Genomic DNA, 19,562 nt, shown 5'->3' with positions numbered 1-19,562 from the left:
ATCGAAAGAAGAGGAGAGATAGTATGCGTTTATCAGATAAGAAGGTCATTGCGTTTGTCAGCGATGATTTTGAAGATTTAGAGCTGTGGTATCCGGTTCTGCGATTAAGAGAAGAGGGAGCAACTGTCCATCTTGTAGGTGAAAAAGCAAATCATGAGTACATTGGGAAGTATGGTGTGCCGGCGGTATCCGATGCAGATTTTTATTCCATTCAAGCTGATGATTATGATGCTGTGCTTGTCCCTGGTGGATGGGCGCCTGATAAACTGCGCCGTTATCCAGAAGTATTAGACATCGTTCGTACATTTGATGCGAAGGCAAAACCAATCGGTCAGATTTGTCATGCCGGCTGGGTGCTGATATCAGCAGGAATCCTGAAAGGCAGACAAGTGACAAGTACACCTGGTATTAAAGATGATATGACAAATGCTGGTGCGGACTGGTTCGATGAGGCAGTCGTCACAGATGGCCACCTCATCTCCAGCAGACGCCCGCCTGACCTTCCGCCGTATGTGAAAGCATTTGCGGATGTGTTAGCGGCAAAATAAATGACCGACACGAAACGTAAAAAACAAAGGGCGAACAAATCAATCATTCGCCCTTTGTTCCTCATTTCATGCCCTATACATTTTGTCTGTCGGCAGGATACATCACGCCCATTTGTCTTCTCGCTTCGTCCATGACGGACATGGTTTGAACAGATAAGGCAAATGTATTGACCGGAGACTGCCCCATTCCCTGCTGAATACACTCAATAAAATGATTAATCTCATAAGACATAGCTGGCTGATCATCTTTGAGAGAGATGTCAGTTTGATGTCCGTCACGGTCATGTATCGTAATTTGTGAAGGACGGTGGAATTGATCAATCACCATCGTGGCATCCTCGCCTTGAATTTCAGCCGATAAATGAGACGTTGAAATTTTAGAATGAAAAAGAAGTGCTTGATGCCCGTCATACTGTAAAAGGACTGAACCGTTCCCATCCACACCAGAAGAAAGCTTATAGCCTCTCGCGGTGATTTGATTCGGCAGACCAAATAAGGATATGACTGGGTAAACGAGGTACACCCCGATATCCATTAAAGAACCATTGGATAGCTCAGGCTTAAAGGCATTTGGAAGCTCGCCGTTTCGATAGGCATCGTATCTTGAGGAATATTTACAGTAATGCGCGACCACCTGCCTGATAGGTCCAAGCTGATCAAGATGCTGTTTGATTTGAAGAAAGTTTGGCAGAAATGTTGTTTTCATCGCTTCCATCAAACATACTTGATGTTTTTTCGCTGCGGCAATCATTTCTTCTACTTCTTTTCGATGAGAGGCGAATGGTTTTTCGCATAAAACATGCTTTTGATGCTCCATCATCAACATGGCTTGCTCTTTATGAAGGGCATTTGGACTCGCAATATACACGGCATCAAACGTATCACTTTCCGCCATTTGTTGTAAGTTCGTAAAAATCGTATCAATCCCATATTTTTCGGCAAAGGCCTGCCCTTTTTCAGCGGACCGTGAATAGACGGCTGTACATGTAAAATCAGCTAGTTCTTCACCAGCTTGTAAGAACCGATCTGTAATCCAGTTCGTTCCGATGACAGCAAATCGAATCATGTGATTCCCTCCTTCTGCTTTTCTCTGATTATACATGCTTTGAAAGCGTTTGTATGAAAGAATATTCTTTTTATTGATAAGCGGATGAAACCTTTATATAGGCTGAAACGTCTTACATAAAGGATAAAAATGTACGAAAAGTGGGTAGTTTCTTCCTTCTTCGGGTAATACTCAGGATAGAAGGGAGAGGAGGAAACATGAAGCGCGTCCTGCATATAGGAAGTACATATATCTTTGCGCTTTTATTCATAACGGCTGGCATTTTTCATGTGATAGAGCCGAGCGGCTTTGCCCGCATGATGCCAGGCTGGCCATTTCCATATGTAATGGTCTATGCGACTGCATGTTTTGAATGGCTGCTGGCCGTGCTGCTGCTTTTGCCAAATGTCAGGATTACAGCGGCAAAATCCATTGCTGTCTATCTTGTACTCATTTTCCCTGCAAACTTATTTGCTGCTCGTGAGGGAATACCATTTCCAGGTCAAGAAAATACAGAACAAGCCTTGCTATGGATAAGGCTTATTGGACAGCCGATTCTCATTGTATGGGTGATGTCTATTGCAAAATGGGAAAAAAAGCTGAAACAATGACCACCATATCATGATCAAGTAGTGTACAATTTACTCATAAAATAGCCCGTGTTTGGAGGAACGATATGAACTCTATGCAAATGTGGAGCAGTCGATTTAGAAAATTTTTTCTTGATAACAAGTTTGTTCTCTTTTTACTCGTCCTGTTATTAATTGGATTGAATATCCTTGTTTTCATGAAAACATCATTTATTTTCACACCGCTCATTGTACTCGTCAAAACCATTGCCTTACCGATTATTTTAACGGGGGTCGTGTATTATTTATTAAATCCAATTGTCAACTTGTTAGAGAAAGCAAGAATTAAGCGGATCTATTCCATTTTGCTTTTATATATTGTCATTATTGGGATTATTACAGTGACCATCGTGTCCATTATTCCTTTTTTACAAGCTCAAACCATGAGTCTATTTCATAATCTTCCGAAATACGTCGATACAGTAGAAGATCAAATTAGACAATTAACAGGAAGTAACTTTATTAATCAAGTGCAAAACTCGATGAACTTTAACGTGTCTGAATTAGTAAGTAAAGCATCCAGTCAAGCGACGAAGATTTTGGAAAGCACCTTTACCGGTGTAGGAACATTCTTAGGGGCGCTCACAGAAGTCATCATCTCGATCGTGACTGTGCCGTTTATTCTGTTTTATCTCTTAAAAGACGGCAAAAAGCTGCCTGACTATCTATTGAAATTTTTCCCAAGTAAAATGAGGGAACATACACATATCATGCTTCACGAAATGAACCACCGTCTGAGCTCGTATATTCGCGGACAGATCATTGTCAGCTTCTGTATCGGTGTTCTTCTGTTAATCGGTTATATGATCATTGGACTTGACTATGCGCTGCTGCTCGCTATCATTGCTGCATGTACAAGCATAGTGCCTTACCTTGGTCCAACAATTGCGATTACACCAGCGATTGTGATTGCACTTGTGACGTCACCAGTAATGCTGTTAAAACTCATTATAGTCTGGACAGTGGTTCAACTAGTTGAAGGGAAATTCATTTCTCCTCAGGTGATGGGGAAAAACCTTCATATTCATCCCATTACGATTATTTTCGTTATATTAACAGCTGGTAAATTGTTCAACGTGGTCGGCATCATTGTCGCTATTCCGACGTATGCCGTTCTGAAGGTCATCACGACTCACTTATTTGATTGGTTCAAAATGCGGTCCAATTTGTATAAAGAAGAAAAGGTTTGATGTCATAATCTTTTTTTGAAAAAAATATAGTATCATAAAGACGAGCTTTCGATGAAGGAAGCTTGTCTTTATGTGGACATAGATGTTTGGCGTGTTCAAAAGATCAGAATTGAAAGGAAAGAAAATCATGAATCTATGGGATTTATTCGTGGCACTGGTTTTAGGAATTGTCGAAGGATTAACAGAGTACGCACCTGTTTCATCTACAGGTCACATGATCATTGTCGATGATCTTTGGCTAAAATCAAAGGAAATTATTACGCCAGAAGCGGCTAACACATTTAAAGTGGTGATTCAGTTAGGCTCAATTTTAGCTGTTATGATCGTGTTTAAAGATCGTATTTTAAACTTATTGGGCTTAAAGAAAAATATCACCGAAGAGCAAAAGCGCAGCGGGCATAAACTGACCATCGCCCAAATTGCAGTTGGACTTGTTCCAGCCGTCATTTTAGGATTCTTATTTGAAGATTATATTGATAAATACTTATTTGACGTCAGAACGGTCGCTGTCGGTTTAATTTTAGGGGCAGTGCTGATGCTTGTCGCTGACTGGATCAATAAACGAAAAACAGAAACAAGCTCTGTCGATAACATGACGTACAGACAAGCGCTTTATATTGGACTGTTTCAATGTTTAGCATTATGGCCAGGCTTTTCGCGCTCAGGTTCGACGATCGCAGGCGGGGTTATTCTTGGTTTGAATCACCGTGCTGCGGCAGACTTTACATTTATCATGGCGATGCCGATTATGGCAGGAGCAAGCTTGTTAACCCTTGTGAAAAATGCCGAATATTTAACACCAGACATGCTGCCATTCTTTATCGTCGGCTTTGTGAGTGCGTTCGTTGTGGCTCTCTTTGTGGTTCGATTCTTCCTAAAACTGATCAATAAAATCAAACTGGTGCCTTTTGCGATATACCGAATTATCCTAGGTGTGATTTTATTTATCCTGTTCATGTAATACTGTAAACTACTCTTTTATAAGAGTAGTTTTTTTGTTATTTCGCCTAATTAAACAGTAAAAACACCCTCTTAATTGGTAGAATAAGAATTTTTTTCATAAATTAGTGTTTAAGAGACAGATAAAGGGGTAGTACATAAACATACCAATTAAAGGAGGAGTTAGAAATAATGAGAAAAACAAGCAAAATGTTTGTTGGTTCTGTCATCGCTGCGTCAATGATTGCTGCCCCTCTATCTCTTACGACTTTTGGTCAAACGGCTGAAGCTGCTACAACAACAGGTGTTGATGGAAGTGTCTCAATTGATCCAGTAGCCATTGCCGATAAAATTGAACAAGCAGTAAAGTCATCTCAAAATCGTGATGGATTCGTAAAAAATGCAGCATACAGTGCGTTCTATGAAGCAGGTCAAAACTACAACGTAGTTGTCCAAAACTTAAGCCAAGACCACGACTTTAGCGGTCTGAACAATGTTGTTTACTATGATAGTGTTGAATATGACGGTATTACGTTTGGTATTTGGGTATTTGAAGATGGTACGTTTGTCAATAATGGCGACGGTGGATATATTAACTGGACGTTTGTTGGCAGCTTTGACCGAGAAGATGGAAGCGGAACTGTCGATTTTCATAAAAGATTCTAATCTTAGAAGTCTGCCGGTGAATCGGCAGACTTTTTTTATAACGCACATTCTTCTATTTCAAACCCTAAATCTTCAATGATGTGATGATCCGTTTGGACTTGCTGGCCTTTTGTTGTTAAATAATCACCAACGAAAATGGAATTTGCCGCATAAAGTGCGAGCGGCTGGAGCGTCCGTAAATTAAATTCTCTGCCCCCGGATACCCGAATTTCCTTTGTTGGATTGACAAATCTCATCATTGCCAGCACTTTCAATGCTTTGATAGGATGTGTTCGTTTTTGATGCTCAAGCGGTGTTCCCTCGATGGCATGAAGAAAGTTGACTGGAATTGAATCCGCATCAAGTGCTCTAAGCGCAAAAGCCATTTCAACGATCTGCTGATTGGTCTCACCCATTCCAATAATGACCCCTGAGCAAGGTGACATGCCAGACTGTTTGACCTGCTCAATGGTCGACACGCGGTCATCGTATGTATGAGTTGTCGTAATTTGAGCATGATGATCATGATGTGTATTGATATTGTGATTATACCGATGAACACCCGCTTCCTTCAGCCGCTTCGCTTTTTCTTCATTTAATAACCCAAGACAGGCACACACCTTCAAAGGCATCGTTTCAGTGATCTCCTTGACTGCTGCTGTGACTTCATCTAATTCCCTATGAGAAGGCGCTCTCCCGCTTGCCACAATACAATAAGTCCCGGCTTTTCTTTTAAGAGCTTCACGCGCACCAGCTACAATGGTCTTTTGATCAAGCATTGTATATCTTTCAACTGGTGCTTTTGAAATCATCGACTGTGAACAATATCCACAGTTCTCAGGGCAATATCCACTTTTCGCGTTAAAAATCATATTTAATTTCACCTTTTTTTGAAAAAAATGAAATCGTACCTGATAGGCTGCTTGCATAATAGATAACAATTCTCTATCGTCAGCTTCTAGAATGTCTAGACCCTCTTGCGCCGTGATCGGTTCATTTTTCAGCGCTTTCTCTACTATCGCTTCCCAAGACAAAGACAGCTGCTCTCTCATCATGAATGCCCCCTTAATATGTTAACTTATTTTTATTAAAAGTTAACATATTGGGCGGATGTTGGCAATCATGATTCAGATGAAACCGACTCTAAACACCAAAAGGCGATGACTTCATGTCATCGCCTTTAGATATGTAAAGCTAGATTGTTTATCGAACAGTAATATAGTTAATCACAAGCTCGCCTAGTGAATTATAGTAGGAAACTGTTACAGAACCGCGTTGTACAGCGCGAATCCAAGTAAAGTTTGGAGCTGTTTGATCTAATTGAATCGCATACGTTGCACCCGACACAGAAATTTGGCTTGCTGGAAGAGAGACGGCGATTGAAGAACCTACAGAAAGTGTACGGTTCACCGTAATTACTTTATTCATAATAGGAGCTTTTGCTATGACTGGTTCTTTTGGCTGTGCAGCTGCATGAGCACCTTCAGTTTGAGAGAACGTAAGAGCACCTACAGCAGCTAAAGACAATGTACAGATTTTCATGAATTTTTTCATCGGTAACACTCCTCTTTTTTGGTATATACATATATTAATAATAATAGAATTATTTGTCAATTAAAATATATGAAAAAAAGAGTAATTATGATGAAAATTGTCACATATTTGTTGGAAAAGACATGATTTTTTATTCATATGCTATTTCTTTTTTAAGGGAAAAAGAGGTATAAAAAAAGCTGGGTTCGTCCCAGCGTAAAGCAGATGAAAAGAGATGCTCAATGGTCGTCACGCTTTTTTGGCTGACGACCTTTTTGCTTCTCTTTTTCTCTAATGTAGTTAATAAAATCGATGGTTTGTCTTCGTGCTTCTTCGGAAAAATCTGAGGCTGCTTTAAACGCAATTTGCAAATCAGGATCGTCTGCAAGATCGTCATCGGGCCTGCCTTTGTCCTTACCTGTGAGAAGATAATCGGTTGAGACCCCATATAACTCGGCAATTTTCACAATCATTTCACCGTCGGGTTTTCTCAAGCCGTATTCCCAGTTTGCATAAGTGGACATTGCCTTTAATCCGAGTTTTTTAGCAACTGTTGACTTGCTCCATCCATGCTTCTCTCTTAATTCAGTTAGAATCTTCCCAGTCAAATTATCCATCAGAAACACCTTTTTTCTTGTTATGAATAAATTTTATCATGAATTACACGGAAAAGATAAATAAATACACAAAAAGAATAAAAATGTGATTGACTTACTCGTTTCGTGTATATTATCATAATGAATATAACTTACACATATTGAGTAAGAGGTGGAAAGATGAAACTTGAAAATTTACGAGAAGAGCGCATATTGCAAGGAAAAATACAAACCTATATGGCGAAAAAATTGGGATATAAGTACACAAGCGGCTATGCGAATATCGAAATGGGCAGAACGAAGCCTAGCTTAGAAATAGCAAAGCATATTGCAGATTTGCTGAATACCGGGGTTCAAGAGCTTTTTTTTGACCAAAAGTTACACGAAAAGAGTAATTCCTTAAGGGAAGATCGGTTCTTAGAAAAGGGGAGACGAGCAGAATGAATATTGAACATCCGATGGTGACTCAGATGAGTGACTTTGGTTATCCAAAAAGCTATTGGTTATATGACATGAAACGATATGGATACCAAACAGAAATTGAGGACAGCTTGGAGGGAGCTGAAGAAGATGAGACATCAGCTGACGTTTGATGCTAGAAAAGAAGCGCAGCTTTGTTTAGATCAAGCTGGCGGCTGGATCGCCTTTCATCGTCAGAAACCGATGTTTGTTTTTGCCACAGCAGAAGATAAAGAGACATATATGACCCTCCTGGAGGCTAAGGTCGATGATACAAAAAAGGAGGAATCAGGGCAACGTGAAACGATGGAAGCAAATCATGACATTTTTGAAATGCTTGCTCAAAGCGAGTAAAAACGAACAAGACATCCGCCAGTGGTCAAAGGATGACGGGAGATCATAACATGGTCATCCATTTAATTATTGAACATGAGCATTTGTTAACAAAAGAGACATTGATGAAAAGAATACGATCAGCTGCAAAAGGGCAATGCCCGCAAAAATTAAAAGGCGCACTATCACTTGAAATTCGTTTATTTGATCACATGCCATTTGACATAGCTGACTGCCAAAAAAAGCGTACATACGCAGAAAAAGGGTTGATACGCCCGGTACACGTCAGCATCTTTCAGCCAAGTCTACAGCATATTCAAGAAGCACTTCATTCTATAGCTGATGAAGTCCCTCTGCAGGTGGTCGATTTAAGAGTTTCTCAGTTTTATAGTATGTGCCCAAGAGTTGAAATCATTATCAATACGGTAGGTGGTGGCACGAGGCCATTACTAAAAAAGGAGACAAGCATATGAACGAGCCAAAACAATTACTCATTCAAGAAAACCAAACATTTGTCGGTGAGATGGAAAAAGGAAAAATTCAAGTCATTGTGTTAGATGGGAATGTAGGAACGGCTTATAAAATGGATGTACCTGAACATGGAAAAACCATTATTCAAACGGCAAAAGGTCATTTTGCAAGAGTAGATCACGAGATTGGTTTTAAAATCAGCTAACTGACTGAACACATCAAAGCACAATATTATGTCCAAGACGGAAAGCCTGCGGACACTGATCAAGACCCTGCTAAAAGGGGGCTTGATTGGTGTCCGTTTTTTATTTTCTTAAAAAAGGGAGAGAGCCAATATGCAAGATTTACTCATTGAATATAAAAGAGCTTTAAAGAATGCTAGAAAACAATATGAACCATTTAAAGAAAAAGAAGAACATCAGCTGTCCGTTCAAGACAAGCATGATAAAAAAATGATCGCCAGTATGGTAAGCGATCTGGAATACGTAGTAGAATGGCTTCAAATCGGAAGAGAGCCAGGTGCGCGCAGAGGATTAGACAGACGTTCAGTCTATCAGCGTACCATTCTCGCAAATCCAGAAGTGTTAGAGGCTTTATCACATGAATATACCCTTATTCAAGAGAAAGAAAGAGAAGTCAGTGAGAGAGACAAAAGACGAATTGATGAAGCTTTGTCTGTTTTAACAGATCGAGAAAAGGACGTATTCTTTATGCACACAACACAAGGGTTATCGTTTAGCGAGATTGCGGTTATGCTGGATGTCAAAAAAGGAACTGTCCAAAAACATATGGAAAGAGCGCGGACGAAGATGTCCAAAAAAGTACAAGAACGCCTATTCAGAGCTGCTGAATAGGTGTTTTTTCTGTTCAAAAATAAAACAGCTAAAGCTTGTCTTACAGTTGCCACCTATAGTTAGAAAGACCAAACGAATGTTTGCTAGCCCTACACAAATGATTCCTTCAGAGGGAATCATTCGAATTAAAAGGAGGCGGCAGGTGAATGTAAATGAAAGATAAACGGATAGAGGCCAAGCAGGATTATATGAAGGGGATGACGTACCAGCAAATTGCTGATTATTACAATGTCTCGATCCATACCGTCAAATCGTGGAAAAGGCGATACGGATGGCAAAGACAAAAAACTTCGTCAAAGCAAGCACACTCGATTTTCAATCAATTTCTTTCAGATGAAACGATTGAAATCATGGAGAAAATGGATGGACGCACATCGCTTGATTTAATCTGGGATCAAATTCAAATTCAATATGCAGCCATTATTCGTGCGCAGCGAATCATGTATGTAGCAGATCAAGAGGACATGATTAAAGAGCTGAAAAAGGCGGCATACATGCCATCTTCATTAGAAGAAACAGGCGAAGGCATTCAGCCAGAACTAGACATCACCTCAGAAGAATACTCGTTTCAATTTTCATGGGATCGGCATGCCACGTTTTTAAATGCACAATCCCGTGCAATGGGTGAACTCAGACGTCTAATAAAACAGTTTGAAGAGCTCGCACATGCGAAGGATGAACGAAGATTAAGGCTGAAGCAAATTGAACTGACGATCGAAAAAACGAAAAAAGCAGTGCGTGAAGAAAAAGAGGAAGATCTTCAAATTATGATCAAGCGAAAAGAGGACGACTCATGACGCCATTGATTGAAAAAGAAGTCAATCCTCATTTTGAACATTTTCTATTCGATTGGAATCAAAAGTTTCAATTTTTAGTAGGGGGCTATGGCTCCTCTAAAAGCTATCACATTGCTTTAAAGCTTGTCTTAAAGCTGTTGGAAGAAAAGCGGACAGCACTTGTCATTCGAGAAGTGTATGATACGCACCGCGAATCAACCTTTTCTTTATTACAAGAAATCGTTAGCGACCTCGGCATCGACCACGTGGTGAAGTGCCGAAGTTCGCCGCTTGCACTAACATTTCGAAACGGCAGCAGCATCCTATTTAAAGGACTGGACAAGCCTGAAAAATTGAAATCGATCAACAACATCTCGATCATTTGGATTGAGGAATGTTCAGAGGTTTCTTATGAAGGTTTTAAAGAGCTGCTTGGAAGGCTGAGGCATCCATCCTTACCGCTTTATATGATGTTATCGACGAATCCTGTTGGTCAGGATAATTGGACGTACAGACATTTTTTTCGAGATGAACAGCTGAAGCGATTTGTTTTAGATGACGAAACATTATACAAAAAGCGAACCGTTGTCATCAAGGATACGTATTACCATCACTCCACGGCGGAAGATAACCTATTCCTTCCTAAAAGCTACGTGAAGCAGCTGGATGAGCTGAAAGAGTATGATCCAGATCTCTATCGTATTGCGAGGAAGGGGTATTTCGGCATTAATGGCACAAAGGTTTTTCCTCAATTTGAGGTGAGAAACCATTCTGATGTATTAGAAGCCATTCAGCAGATTGACAGACCGCTGAAACGAGCAGGGATGGATTTTGGATTTGTTGAATCATACAATGCGCTCATTCGGTTAGCTGTCGATCATGAAAAAAAGTACTTATATATTTATTGGGAATATTACGATCGCGGGAAAACAGATGATGAAACAGCCACTGACTTGAAAGAGTTCATTGAATCAAAGGAACTGATTAAAGCCGACGCAGCCGAACCTAAAACCATTCACTATTTTCGGCAGCGCGGCTTTCAAATGATAGCGGCACATAAATTCCAAGGCTCACGTTTGCAGTATACAAAAAAAATCAAACGGTTTAAGAAAATTATTTGTTCTGATGCTTGTCCATATACCATCTATGAACTTCAATCACTAACCTATAAGGCAGATAAGGATGGACGTCTAGAGGAAGATGAATTTCAAATCGATCCGCACACTTTATCAGCCATCTGGTATGCGCTGGATGATTATGAAGTGACAGATTTGAAACAGACCGCCTCAGAGCGTGTCCGTCCAAACAGAGAGAGGAGGTCCATACAATGAAACAATTGAAAGCAACCATTATGAAGGCAAACATGTCTGATCATACAAAACAAATGTATGCAGATGAATTTTCCTACGAAAAAGATGACATTGTTCCCCCGCCTTACAATTTCAATGAATTAAAAAGCATGGCAGAATATTCAACCATTCTTCAGCAATGTATTGATGCGTATAAGACCAATATTTTAGGCTTTGGTTTTGGTGTAGAATATGCCTTTGACTTTAATGCAGAAGGTGTGAAACCGGCAAAAAAGAAAGCAGCAGAGAAGGAATGGACAAGACTTGAAGAGTTTACGAAATACATGAACTATGATGAGTCTGCTGATGTGGTGCTTGGCTATGTCATCGAAGACCGGGAGAAAACGGGGAATGGTTTTTTAGAGGTTCTCCGAGATGGTCAGGGAAAGCCGGCAGGAATCGAGTATTTAGATGCGCTCCATATCCGTATTTGCAAGCTTAGTGAGCCAGTTGATGTTGAATTCCGGTATACAGAAAACGGCGAATTGAAAACAATGAATCGAAAGAAACGATTCCGTAAATATGTGCAGGTGATTAATGAAAAGAAAGTCTTCTTCAAGGAGTATGGTGATCCGCGCATTTTACATTGTGAAACAGGCAAATACGATGACACCACCCCGGAGCCGCTGCGCGCAACAGAAGTGATTCATTTTAAAATCGGCAGTGGAATGTATGGGATTCCCCGCTGGATTGGCAACATCGTCAATATGTATGGGGCACGCAAGGCAGAAGAATTGAACTATCTTTATTTTAAACAAGGGCGGCATGTACCTGGTGCCATCATTGTCGAAAATGGAATGCTGTCTGAGTCTTCCTATCAGCAGCTTCAGGATTATATGGACGATATTGAAGGCTCTGATCATGCACATAAATTTCTATTGCTTGAAGTCGAAGGTCTCCCGACGGAAAAAGGGTTAACTGGAGAAGAAGATGTCTCAAATGTCAAAGTGAATTTTAAATCCCTAGCAGAGATCTTGCAAGAAGATGCACTCTTTTTAGAATACGATGAAAAAACAAGAAACAAAATCCGCTCTGCTTTTCGCCTGCCGCCTATTTACACAGGTGAGTCTCAAGACTATAACAAAGCGACAGCCGATACGGCGCGAAAAACAACAGAAGAACAGGTATTTCAGCCTGAACGGCATCTCATCACAGGAAAGCTCAATACCCTTTTCTTGCCGGATCTTGATATTTGGCATGTTCGTTTCCTATTAAATGGTCCTGACTTTAGAGATCCATTAGAGATTGCCAAGGTTCTGACACCGTTTATTCAGGCTGGGGCAGTGTCACCAAACGATTTGCGAGATCTAGCGGGACGTATCCTTGGGAAAACGTTAGAGGAATGGCCGGAGGATCTTTATCACAGACCTTTAGAAAGCCGCATGACATCAGCCGAACAACAGCCTCAACGAGAGGCGAATCAGCTGAAGAAATAAACCGAAGCGCATGCGCTTTTTTGAAAGGGGGTGAACATATGCCAAGAGAATTAAAAAACGCAAAAATTACGCATGTTTCCTATGTGGATAGAGCCGCAAACAAAAAGAAATTCTTTTTGATGAAGGCAAAGAAGAGTCAGCCTGACTTTCAAAAGGAGGTTAGTGTGCTGACAAAGGCAGAAGATGCTCATCGCCTTGTGTATGGTGTCGTGTATGAACCGAATACACCTGATGCACACCAAGACTTTATGTCTGCAAAAGAAATTGAAAGAGCGGCACATGGTTTTATGAAGGATGCCCGCCACATTGACAAGCAGCATGATTTTCAACATGGTGTGGGCGAGGTTGTTGAATCATACATTGCCCCCGCTGATTTTGAGGTAGGCGGTGAGCTGATTCGAAAAGGATCGTGGGTACTTGTAACAAAGGCTTCCCAAGAGATTTGGGATCAAATTCAGAAAGGCCACATTACAGGGTATTCAATGGCTGGAACGGCGGACATCGTAGCAATAGAAGAACAAGATCAGCTCCTATCTCAAAGCACAAATGAGAGAGGGCTTTTTTCTTTGCTGAAAAATTTCTTTTTGAAAGAGGAAGGTGCAAACATGTCACAACAATTTTGGAGCGTTTTAGACCATCTGCTGGAAACCTTACAGTCAAGTGATGGTGATGAGGCGGGTGTAAGATCAGCGCTTGAGCAATTGCTGCCAATCGTGCAGGACATTTTGAAGACAGAGGATGTGCTTCAAACGATTGGTGAAAGGCCAGCCTCCGTACAAAAACAAGATGCCGCTCTGACAACGGAGCAAGTACAAGAGCTTGAAAAAGCAAAAATGGCCATTGAACACGTCTTACAGCAGGCAGAACAGCAGGAAACAGATCAAACAGAGGAAGAACCTGTCCAAAAGGTGCTTGAGCAAGTCGTTGCACCGATTCGTCATCAGCTTTCTTCCTTAGAGAAATCAGCCAGCAGAGAAAAAGCATCGCTTGAGCAAGTGCTTCAGCAGCAGCTTTTGCCTATTTCAGAGCGGATTCACATGCTTGAAAAAGCGCGCGGTATGTCAAAACAAACAATCCACGATACACAAAACGACAGTACAAAGCCCATATGGGATGGCTTACTATAAGCCTAAATAAGGAGGAAACAGTGTGAGAAATCAAGAGTTGATTCGCAAGGCCGAAATGACACTTGCCAGCTTAAAAACCGGCGGTCTCATGAACGCAACCCAATCCAACACATTCATTAGAATGATGCAAAATACACCAACCGTTTTAAATGATGCACGTATCATTCCAATGGAAAGTGATTCACAAAAAATCGAAAAAATCGGCTTTGGCCAGCGTATTTTACGCCCAGCAGAAGAAGGCAAAGCACTTGATGCGAAAGACCGTGTTGTCCCAGCGACAAGCACTGTCCAGCTAAATGCGAAAGAGGTCATCGCAGAGATTCATATGACCTATGACAGCATTGAAAACAATATTGAGAAAGACGGAATTCAGCAGACGATTATGCAAATGCTCGCTGAACGAGCAGCCGTTGACATTGAAGAGCTAATCGTCAATGGTGATACGACTTCAGCAGATCCATTTTTAGCTCAAATGGATGGCGTGAGAAAACAAGCGGTATCTCATATCGTAGATGCTAATGGAGCGGAAATCAGCCGCCAAATGTTTAAGCAAGCCTATAAAGCGATGCCGTCAAAATATTTACGTGTGCCTCAGGATTTCCGTTTCTACACATCCCCAAGTTTAGAGGTTGAGTGGAAGGATCAAGTAGCAAACCGACAGACAGGCCTCGGAGATGCGGCCATTCAAGGCGGACTTTCTTCTGCATTCGGTGTGCCGGTCAAAGGTCTTGCCAATATGCAGCCATATGACGAAGCGGGAACAGACGTATCAGATATTTTGCTGACACACCCTAAAAATATTATCGTAGGTTTCTCTCGTCATATTCGAATTGAAGTAGAAAAAGATATTCGCAGCCGTAAATTTATTATTGTCCTCACAGCGAAGCTAGACAGCAAATTTGAGGAAGAGGATGCTGTAGCAAAAGTGATGAAAGTGAAAGAGTAGGTGACGGCAGGCCATGATCATTTCTGCTGAAGAACTGCAAGCCTATTCTGTCTTTGATCGTGTGAAAAATCGATCTGTGGAAAGACTGACAGCAGATATTATCGAAGCAGAAGCTGCGGTATTTCAGATCGTAGGTCACGATTTCTCAAGCGAAAAATATCAGCCCCTCCCTGAAAAAGCAAGAATCGCATTATTAAAAATGGCCCAATATTTTGCCATGCTGAATGATGACGAATCTATGATGAAAGGCTTTACGTCAGAAAAAATGGGCGATTATTCATATGCGAAGGCAGCTGATCAAGTCAAAGGCAGACCCTATGTATATGCCCTGCTTGTAGATTATATTGAACCAACATTGACCGGCGGCAGTGCCAAGTTAAAGGTGAGGTCATTATGAGCTATCAATCTCTATTAACAGATCGCTGTGATCTTTTTCACCTTGAACAGCAGGAGTCTGCCCGCGGGAAATTTGGAATTCCAGCTGATGATTTACAAATAACACTTTCCTATCCCGATGCTCCCAGCCTGACTGATCTAGCTTGTTATGTCATAGAAAAGAACCAGTCACTTGTGCAAGAAGAGCCGAATACAGTCATTTATCAATCCTATCTTGTTCATTTTCCTTTAGGAAGTGATATTCGCTTGTATGACAAAATGGTGTGGAATGGAGTGTCACTCAAATTACAGCAGCCTAAAAAAGTGAAAAATCATCACATCGAAGTGATAGCAGTCAGGAAGGAAAATCTATGAAAATTGATGGACTTGACCGGCTGATTTCACAGCTGCAGACAGCGGGTGATGGCGGCTTAAAGTCAGAATATCAAGATTGGCTGGAGGACATGGGCCTGCAGTTTTTAGACATCATTCAGGATGAATTAATCAAGGAGAATGCTGTCGATACAGGCCGGCTTCTTAGATCCTTTACACAAGGCGATAAGGAGAATCATTTTCTCATTTCAAAAGGCGGTCTCACACTTGAAGTGGGAACGCAGCTTGAATATGCCTCCTATGTCAATGACGGACATGCCACTTCTTCAAGTGGAGAGCGAAGATGGGTGCCTGGCAGATGGACTGGCAGCCGCTTTGAATATGATCCGAATGCAAGTACAGGAATGATGCTTGCCTCTCAATGGATTGATGGCAATGGCTACTGGGATCATGCTGTCATGCTCTATGAGCAAATGTTTGAACAGTCGCTGGATCGAAAGCTGCAAAGCTGGTTCGATCGACATTTTGGGAGGTGATGGAATGAATCAAGAAGTCGGGGCAATCATGCATTATATCTACACACACTTTCCTGTGACAATGTATGATCGTCTTTTGCCAGAACGCTTTCAAGTGCCATCCGTTTATGTGCCGCCTGTGACAGTGATCAGTGGTCCAGATACGGTCTCTACCTTTATGAAATCTTATTCGCTGCAAGTGAAAGTCTTTCATATTGATACAGAAAAAGCACATGATGCGGCAGAAACAATCGTTGATGCATTGCTTGCTGATCGTCAAATCATTCAGATGATGAGTGAAGACGGAGAGGTGCTTGATGATTATGTCCGCATAAAGAGAGTGGAAACAAGAATGATAGATCAAGGCGTAGCAGCGATTGTCCTGACGTGGGATAGCAGCTATTGGTACAACCGTGACAAACAGGCAAGCCTTGAAGATATCAACTTTTCAGATGGGGTGATCAAACGTGAGCAAGACTAAACATGCACAGCCCGCTCAAACAGCCGGCGAAGAAAAAGAATTTGGCTTTTCATTTGAAGCCTTAAAGGAGCACAGTAAGGATCTTTTTGGGGTCAAACCAGAAATCCTTGAAGGTGCTCTTTTTTATATCAAACATCAACCAATTACAAAAACAGAAGCGAAAAAGCACATTGATGCTTTTTTGTCCAAGGAGGTTTAAAGGATGAACGGAGGCACTTTTACACCAGGTACAGAGAAAAAGCGTCCTGGTATTTACTTTAATTTTAAAACAACAGCAGAGCAGCGAATTACTTTAGGCGATCGAGGTACGGTGGCACTTCCTCTTGTGATGAGCTGGGGAGAACCAAAAACCTTTATTTCCGTTTCAAATATGGAAGATTTAAATAAAAAGGTTGGACTCAACATTGATGATAAGTCACTTCTTCTTTTCCGTGAAGCAAAGAAAAAAGCGCAAACAGTCTTGCTTTACCGCCTCAATGAAGGAGAGCCGGCCAAAGCCGAAATTGCTGAAAATTTTGTCGTCACAGCAAATTATGGCGGCCAAAAAGGAAATGAGATCACAGTACAAGTCGCAGAAAATGTACTTGATAGCGCAAAACGCGATGTGATCACTTATCTTGGAACAGACATTGTGGATAAACAGGTTGTCACTGATGTCAAAGATCTTGTGAAAAACAAATACGTTCAATTTTCTGGTGAAGGTGAAGCTGTCATCACAGCTGGTGTGGCACTAAGCGGCGGGAAAAACGGGGTGGCAAGTGTCGCAGATTATACAGCTTTCCTAGAAGTAGCAGAAACAGAATACTTCGATGTTATTGCCCTTCCAGTCGATAATAGTGAGCAATTAAAAGCAACCTTCGCTTCATTTATCGAGCGTTTGCGTGATAAGCAAGGACGTAAGGTGCAAGGGGTTGTGGCGAATTATGCAGCTGACCAAGAAGGAATCATCAATGTGACAAGCGGTGTTGTACTCGAAGATGGAACCGAACTAACACCTGCTCAAACAACAGCATGGGTCGCAGGTGCAAGTGCCGGAGCAAATTTCAATCAGTCACTGACCTTTGTTGAATACGAAGGAGCGGTCGATACATTAGAACGCCTTGACAATGATCAAGTAGAATACCGATTATCTCAAGGGGAGTTCCTTTTCACCTTTGATGCGCGAGATCGTACCGTGAGTGTTGAAAAAGATATTAACTCCTTGACAAGCTTCACAGCTGAAAAGAACCAGCAAATGGCGAAAAACAAAATCATTCGTGTGCTTGATGCGATCAACAATGATTTAACATTCGAATTAAAAAATCTGATTAAATTACGTAAAGCCAATGGCAATGACATTCCAGCATCAGATGATGGAGTGCAGCTTGTGAAAACACTGATTACCCAGTATCTCACACAGCTTCAAGATGGCAGCGGCATTACAGGCTTTAATTCAGAAACAGATATCGTAATTGGCCTCAATGAAGATCGTGATGGATTTATCATCGATTTAGCGATTCAACCAGTAGATGCAGCAGAAAAATTCTATTTCAATGTGGAGGTGAAGTAAGATGGCTTTTAAAGCGCAAAATACAATTTCAGGTAAAGAAGGTCGTCTTTTCTTAGAAGGTGAGGAGCTTGCATTTATCAAAACCTTCGAAGCAAACGTGGAGAAAAATAAATCAGAAGTCAACGTCATGGGCCGCCGAATGACTGGCCATAAAACAACGGGAGCAAACGGAACAGGAACGGCAACATTCTATAAAGTTACGTCCCGTTTCGTTCAATTAATGCTCAATTATGTGAAAAAAGGAGAAGATCCATATTTCACTCTTCAAGCTGTCATTGACGATAAATCATCAGGCCGTGGCACTGAGCGTGTGACATTATTTGATGTCAACTTTGATTCTGCTAAAATCGCTGGATTGGATGTTGATTCAGAGGCACTTGAAGAAGAAGTTCCTTTCACGTTTGAAGACTTTGATCTTCCTGAGAAGTTAAAGAATACTTTCTAAGAAAAGTGGAGGAAATTAGCTAATTAATTAGCTAAATAACAGCTGAATATGCTATAATGCAGTTGTAATACAACCGTCTTGATGCCGTCTTCATTTCGTCTGGTAACGTCTTGTATTCGATTCATTAAAATATGTTTACATGCAAAGCAATTTGCATAAAATAAAAAGAAGCCAGGATGCTCTAACATCCCGGCAATGTACAATGAGGCCCTTCAAGGGGCTGGCTTATCGAATAGGTTCTTTAGGTAGACTTCCCTTTAACCTTCCACAGCTCAAGGGGAGTCTATTTTTTGTCTATATACGTCAACAAAGTAAAGATAAACATCCCGAATAAAAGCATAAGGGAAATCGCTTCAAATGTTGACATATGCATCACCCCCTTCCTATCGGGGATGAGCCAGACGCCCTTGAGCAAGCCGTTCAATTGTACAATTTAAATTATACATGAAAAGATTGGAAAGCACATTCAAAAATGGATGTGCTTTTTTGCATTCAAAAAAACATAACAAAGGGAGTTTTTAAACATGAGTGAAAAACAAACATTTGATCTTTCATTTTTTATGCCAGGACAAACAGTAGAAGCGGAAGAAGTCAAAGTACCGATTTCTAAGCGTTTTGTTGATAAAAAAGGAAATGTCATTCCTTTTGTCTTTAAAGCTATTACAACTGAACGTATTGATGAATTGGAAAAAGAAAACACAACCTTCAAAAATGTCAAAGGCAGAGGACGCGTGAAAGACTTAGACAGCCAGCGCTTCTACGCACGTATTGCGATTGAATCGACGATTTATCCAGATTTCCGCTCAAAGGAATTAAGAGAAGCCTACAGCACACAAGATCCAGTTGAAGTAGCAAAACGTGTCCTGTCAGTAGGCGGTGAATATGCGAACTGGTTAAACAAAGCGATCGAAATCAACGGATTCGAAGATGAAATTGAAGATTTAGAAGAAGCAGCAAAAAACTAATAAAAGATGGGGATAAAGAAGCG

General features: G+C 41.0%; 28 protein-coding genes. 24 read left to right on the top strand and 4 right to left on the bottom strand.

Annotated features, from left to right (window positions below; all coding sequences use genetic code 11):
• The first annotated feature begins 23 nt into the window (after window positions 1–23).
• Window positions 24–548, top strand: coding sequence for a type 1 glutamine amidotransferase domain-containing protein (locus MHB67_RS14325; RefSeq protein ID WP_024423278.1), 525 nt, complete (start codon window positions 24–26; stop codon window positions 546–548).
• 73 nt (window positions 549–621) lie between these two features.
• Here the strand turns inward: MHB67_RS14325 and MHB67_RS14320 are convergent, their stop codons facing one another.
• Complete coding sequence (locus MHB67_RS14320; RefSeq protein ID WP_342492593.1) at window positions 622–1,614, bottom strand: Gfo/Idh/MocA family oxidoreductase; 993 nt, start codon at window positions 1,612–1,614, stop codon at window positions 622–624.
• A 197-nt stretch (window positions 1,615–1,811) separates the two neighbouring features.
• On the opposite strand from MHB67_RS14320, the gene MHB67_RS14315 reads away from it, so the two are divergent.
• The 4 genes from MHB67_RS14315 (at window position 1,812) to MHB67_RS14300 (ending at window position 5,017) form a co-directional block, all read left to right on the top strand.
• Window positions 1,812–2,204, top strand: a complete 393-nt coding sequence (locus MHB67_RS14315; RefSeq protein WP_044332505.1) for a DoxX family protein — start codon at window positions 1,812–1,814, stop codon at window positions 2,202–2,204.
• A 65-nt stretch (window positions 2,205–2,269) separates the two neighbouring features.
• Window positions 2,270–3,412 (top strand): AI-2E family transporter, encoded by a 1,143-nt coding sequence (locus MHB67_RS14310; RefSeq protein WP_024423275.1) that lies wholly within the window; start codon window positions 2,270–2,272, stop codon window positions 3,410–3,412.
• A gap of 127 nt (window positions 3,413–3,539) precedes the next feature.
• The gene (locus MHB67_RS14305) at window positions 3,540–4,373 is read left to right on the top strand and encodes an undecaprenyl-diphosphate phosphatase (RefSeq protein WP_025094210.1); all 834 of its coding nucleotides are present in this window, start codon (window positions 3,540–3,542) and stop codon (window positions 4,371–4,373) included.
• Window positions 4,374–4,543: 170 nt separating this feature from the next.
• Entirely contained in the window at window positions 4,544–5,017 is a 474-nt protein-coding gene (locus MHB67_RS14300) for a stress protein (RefSeq protein WP_234107329.1), read from the top strand.
• A gap of 35 nt (window positions 5,018–5,052) precedes the next feature.
• Here MHB67_RS14300 and bioB read toward each other — a convergent pair whose 3' ends face one another.
• The 3 genes from bioB to MHB67_RS14285 form a co-directional block, all read right to left on the bottom strand.
• Entirely contained in the window at window positions 5,053–6,048 is a 996-nt protein-coding gene (bioB, locus tag MHB67_RS14295; protein ID WP_342492592.1) for a biotin synthase BioB, read from the bottom strand.
• 151 nt (window positions 6,049–6,199) lie between these two features.
• On the bottom strand, window positions 6,200–6,550 hold the full coding sequence (locus MHB67_RS14290) for a hypothetical protein (protein WP_024425911.1): 351 nt from the start codon (window positions 6,548–6,550) through the stop codon (window positions 6,200–6,202).
• A gap of 218 nt (window positions 6,551–6,768) precedes the next feature.
• Entirely contained in the window at window positions 6,769–7,146 is a 378-nt protein-coding gene (locus MHB67_RS14285) for a helix-turn-helix transcriptional regulator (protein WP_024423272.1), read from the bottom strand.
• 159 nt (window positions 7,147–7,305) lie between these two features.
• Between MHB67_RS14285 and MHB67_RS14280 the strand changes: the two genes are divergently transcribed.
• The 19 genes from MHB67_RS14280 to MHB67_RS14190 all read left to right on the top strand — a co-directional run bounded on the left by MHB67_RS14280 (window position 7,306) and on the right by MHB67_RS14190 (window position 19,539).
• Window positions 7,306–7,569 carry a helix-turn-helix transcriptional regulator gene (locus tag MHB67_RS14280; protein WP_151863265.1) on the top strand — a complete coding sequence of 88 codons (264 nt, stop codon included), beginning with the start codon at window positions 7,306–7,308 and terminating at the stop codon, window positions 7,567–7,569.
• The gene (locus MHB67_RS14275) at window positions 7,566–7,718 is read left to right on the top strand and encodes a hypothetical protein (RefSeq protein WP_162860191.1); all 153 of its coding nucleotides are present in this window, start codon (window positions 7,566–7,568) and stop codon (window positions 7,716–7,718) included. Before MHB67_RS14280 ends, MHB67_RS14275 begins: the two co-directional genes overlap by 4 nt.
• A complete protein-coding gene (locus tag MHB67_RS14270; RefSeq protein ID WP_080780803.1) occupies window positions 7,696–7,938 on the top strand; it encodes a hypothetical protein in 243 nt (80 codons plus the stop codon). The genes MHB67_RS14275 and MHB67_RS14270 overlap by 23 nt, the downstream gene beginning before the upstream one ends.
• Window positions 7,939–7,988: 50 nt before the next feature.
• On the top strand, window positions 7,989–8,390 hold the full coding sequence (locus MHB67_RS14265; RefSeq protein WP_342492591.1) for a holliday junction resolvase: 402 nt from the start codon (window positions 7,989–7,991) through the stop codon (window positions 8,388–8,390).
• Window positions 8,387–8,593 carry an XtrA/YqaO family protein gene (locus MHB67_RS14260; RefSeq protein WP_025094214.1) on the top strand — a complete coding sequence of 69 codons (207 nt, stop codon included), beginning with the start codon at window positions 8,387–8,389 and terminating at the stop codon, window positions 8,591–8,593. Before MHB67_RS14265 ends, MHB67_RS14260 begins: the two co-directional genes overlap by 4 nt.
• A 130-nt stretch (window positions 8,594–8,723) precedes the next feature.
• Window positions 8,724–9,242, top strand: coding sequence for a sigma-70 family RNA polymerase sigma factor (locus MHB67_RS14255; RefSeq protein WP_024423267.1), 519 nt, complete (start codon window positions 8,724–8,726; stop codon window positions 9,240–9,242).
• Between the two features lie 152 nt (window positions 9,243–9,394).
• The gene (terS, locus tag MHB67_RS14250) at window positions 9,395–10,039 is read left to right on the top strand and encodes a phage terminase small subunit (protein ID WP_041088556.1); all 645 of its coding nucleotides are present in this window, start codon (window positions 9,395–9,397) and stop codon (window positions 10,037–10,039) included.
• An 8-nt stretch (window positions 10,040–10,047) separates the two neighbouring features.
• Entirely contained in the window at window positions 10,048–11,349 is a 1,302-nt protein-coding gene (locus MHB67_RS14245; RefSeq protein ID WP_342492931.1) for a PBSX family phage terminase large subunit, read from the top strand.
• Window positions 11,346–12,803, top strand: a complete 1,458-nt coding sequence (locus MHB67_RS14240; protein ID WP_342492590.1) for a phage portal protein — start codon at window positions 11,346–11,348, stop codon at window positions 12,801–12,803. The genes MHB67_RS14245 and MHB67_RS14240 overlap by 4 nt, the downstream gene beginning before the upstream one ends.
• Window positions 12,804–12,841: 38 nt before the next feature.
• Window positions 12,842–13,930, top strand: coding sequence for an XkdF-like putative serine protease domain-containing protein (locus tag MHB67_RS14235; RefSeq protein ID WP_342492589.1), 1,089 nt, complete (start codon window positions 12,842–12,844; stop codon window positions 13,928–13,930).
• Window positions 13,931–13,952: 22 nt separating this feature from the next.
• Window positions 13,953–14,876 (top strand): phage major capsid protein, encoded by a 924-nt coding sequence (locus MHB67_RS14230; RefSeq protein WP_024423262.1) that lies wholly within the window; start codon window positions 13,953–13,955, stop codon window positions 14,874–14,876.
• 13 nt (window positions 14,877–14,889) lie between these two features.
• Window positions 14,890–15,273: a DUF3199 family protein gene (locus MHB67_RS14225; RefSeq protein WP_024423261.1), complete on the top strand. Its 384-nt coding sequence runs from the start codon at window positions 14,890–14,892 to the stop codon at window positions 15,271–15,273.
• Entirely contained in the window at window positions 15,270–15,626 is a 357-nt protein-coding gene (locus tag MHB67_RS14220) for a YqbH/XkdH family protein (protein ID WP_151863268.1), read from the top strand. Before MHB67_RS14225 ends, MHB67_RS14220 begins: the two co-directional genes overlap by 4 nt.
• The gene (locus MHB67_RS14215; protein WP_151863269.1) at window positions 15,623–16,120 is read left to right on the top strand and encodes an HK97 gp10 family phage protein; all 498 of its coding nucleotides are present in this window, start codon (window positions 15,623–15,625) and stop codon (window positions 16,118–16,120) included. Before MHB67_RS14220 ends, MHB67_RS14215 begins: the two co-directional genes overlap by 4 nt.
• A 4-nt stretch (window positions 16,121–16,124) precedes the next feature.
• Window positions 16,125–16,580, top strand: a complete 456-nt coding sequence (locus tag MHB67_RS14210) for a hypothetical protein (protein WP_039180991.1) — start codon at window positions 16,125–16,127, stop codon at window positions 16,578–16,580.
• Window positions 16,567–16,779: a hypothetical protein gene (locus tag MHB67_RS14205; RefSeq protein WP_034282476.1), complete on the top strand. Its 213-nt coding sequence runs from the start codon at window positions 16,567–16,569 to the stop codon at window positions 16,777–16,779. The genes MHB67_RS14210 and MHB67_RS14205 overlap by 14 nt, the downstream gene beginning before the upstream one ends.
• A gap of 3 nt (window positions 16,780–16,782) precedes the next feature.
• Entirely contained in the window at window positions 16,783–18,129 is a 1,347-nt protein-coding gene (locus MHB67_RS14200) for a phage tail sheath family protein (RefSeq protein WP_342492588.1), read from the top strand.
• 1 nt (window position 18,130) lies between these two features.
• Entirely contained in the window at window positions 18,131–18,574 is a 444-nt protein-coding gene (locus MHB67_RS14195) for a phage tail tube protein (RefSeq protein WP_024423257.1), read from the top strand.
• A gap of 524 nt (window positions 18,575–19,098) precedes the next feature.
• Window positions 19,099–19,539: a phage portal protein gene (locus MHB67_RS14190; protein ID WP_012011040.1), complete on the top strand. Its 441-nt coding sequence runs from the start codon at window positions 19,099–19,101 to the stop codon at window positions 19,537–19,539.
• The last annotated feature ends 23 nt before the right edge of the window (window positions 19,540–19,562 follow it).

This window comes from Bacillus sp. FSL H8-0516 (assembly GCF_038635285.1).
GTDB classification, from domain to species: domain Bacteria; phylum Bacillota; class Bacilli; order Bacillales; family Bacillaceae; genus Bacillus; species Bacillus safensis.
The sequence above is the reverse complement of the archived record's forward strand: the minus strand, read 5'-3'. Positions and strand labels throughout refer to the sequence as shown.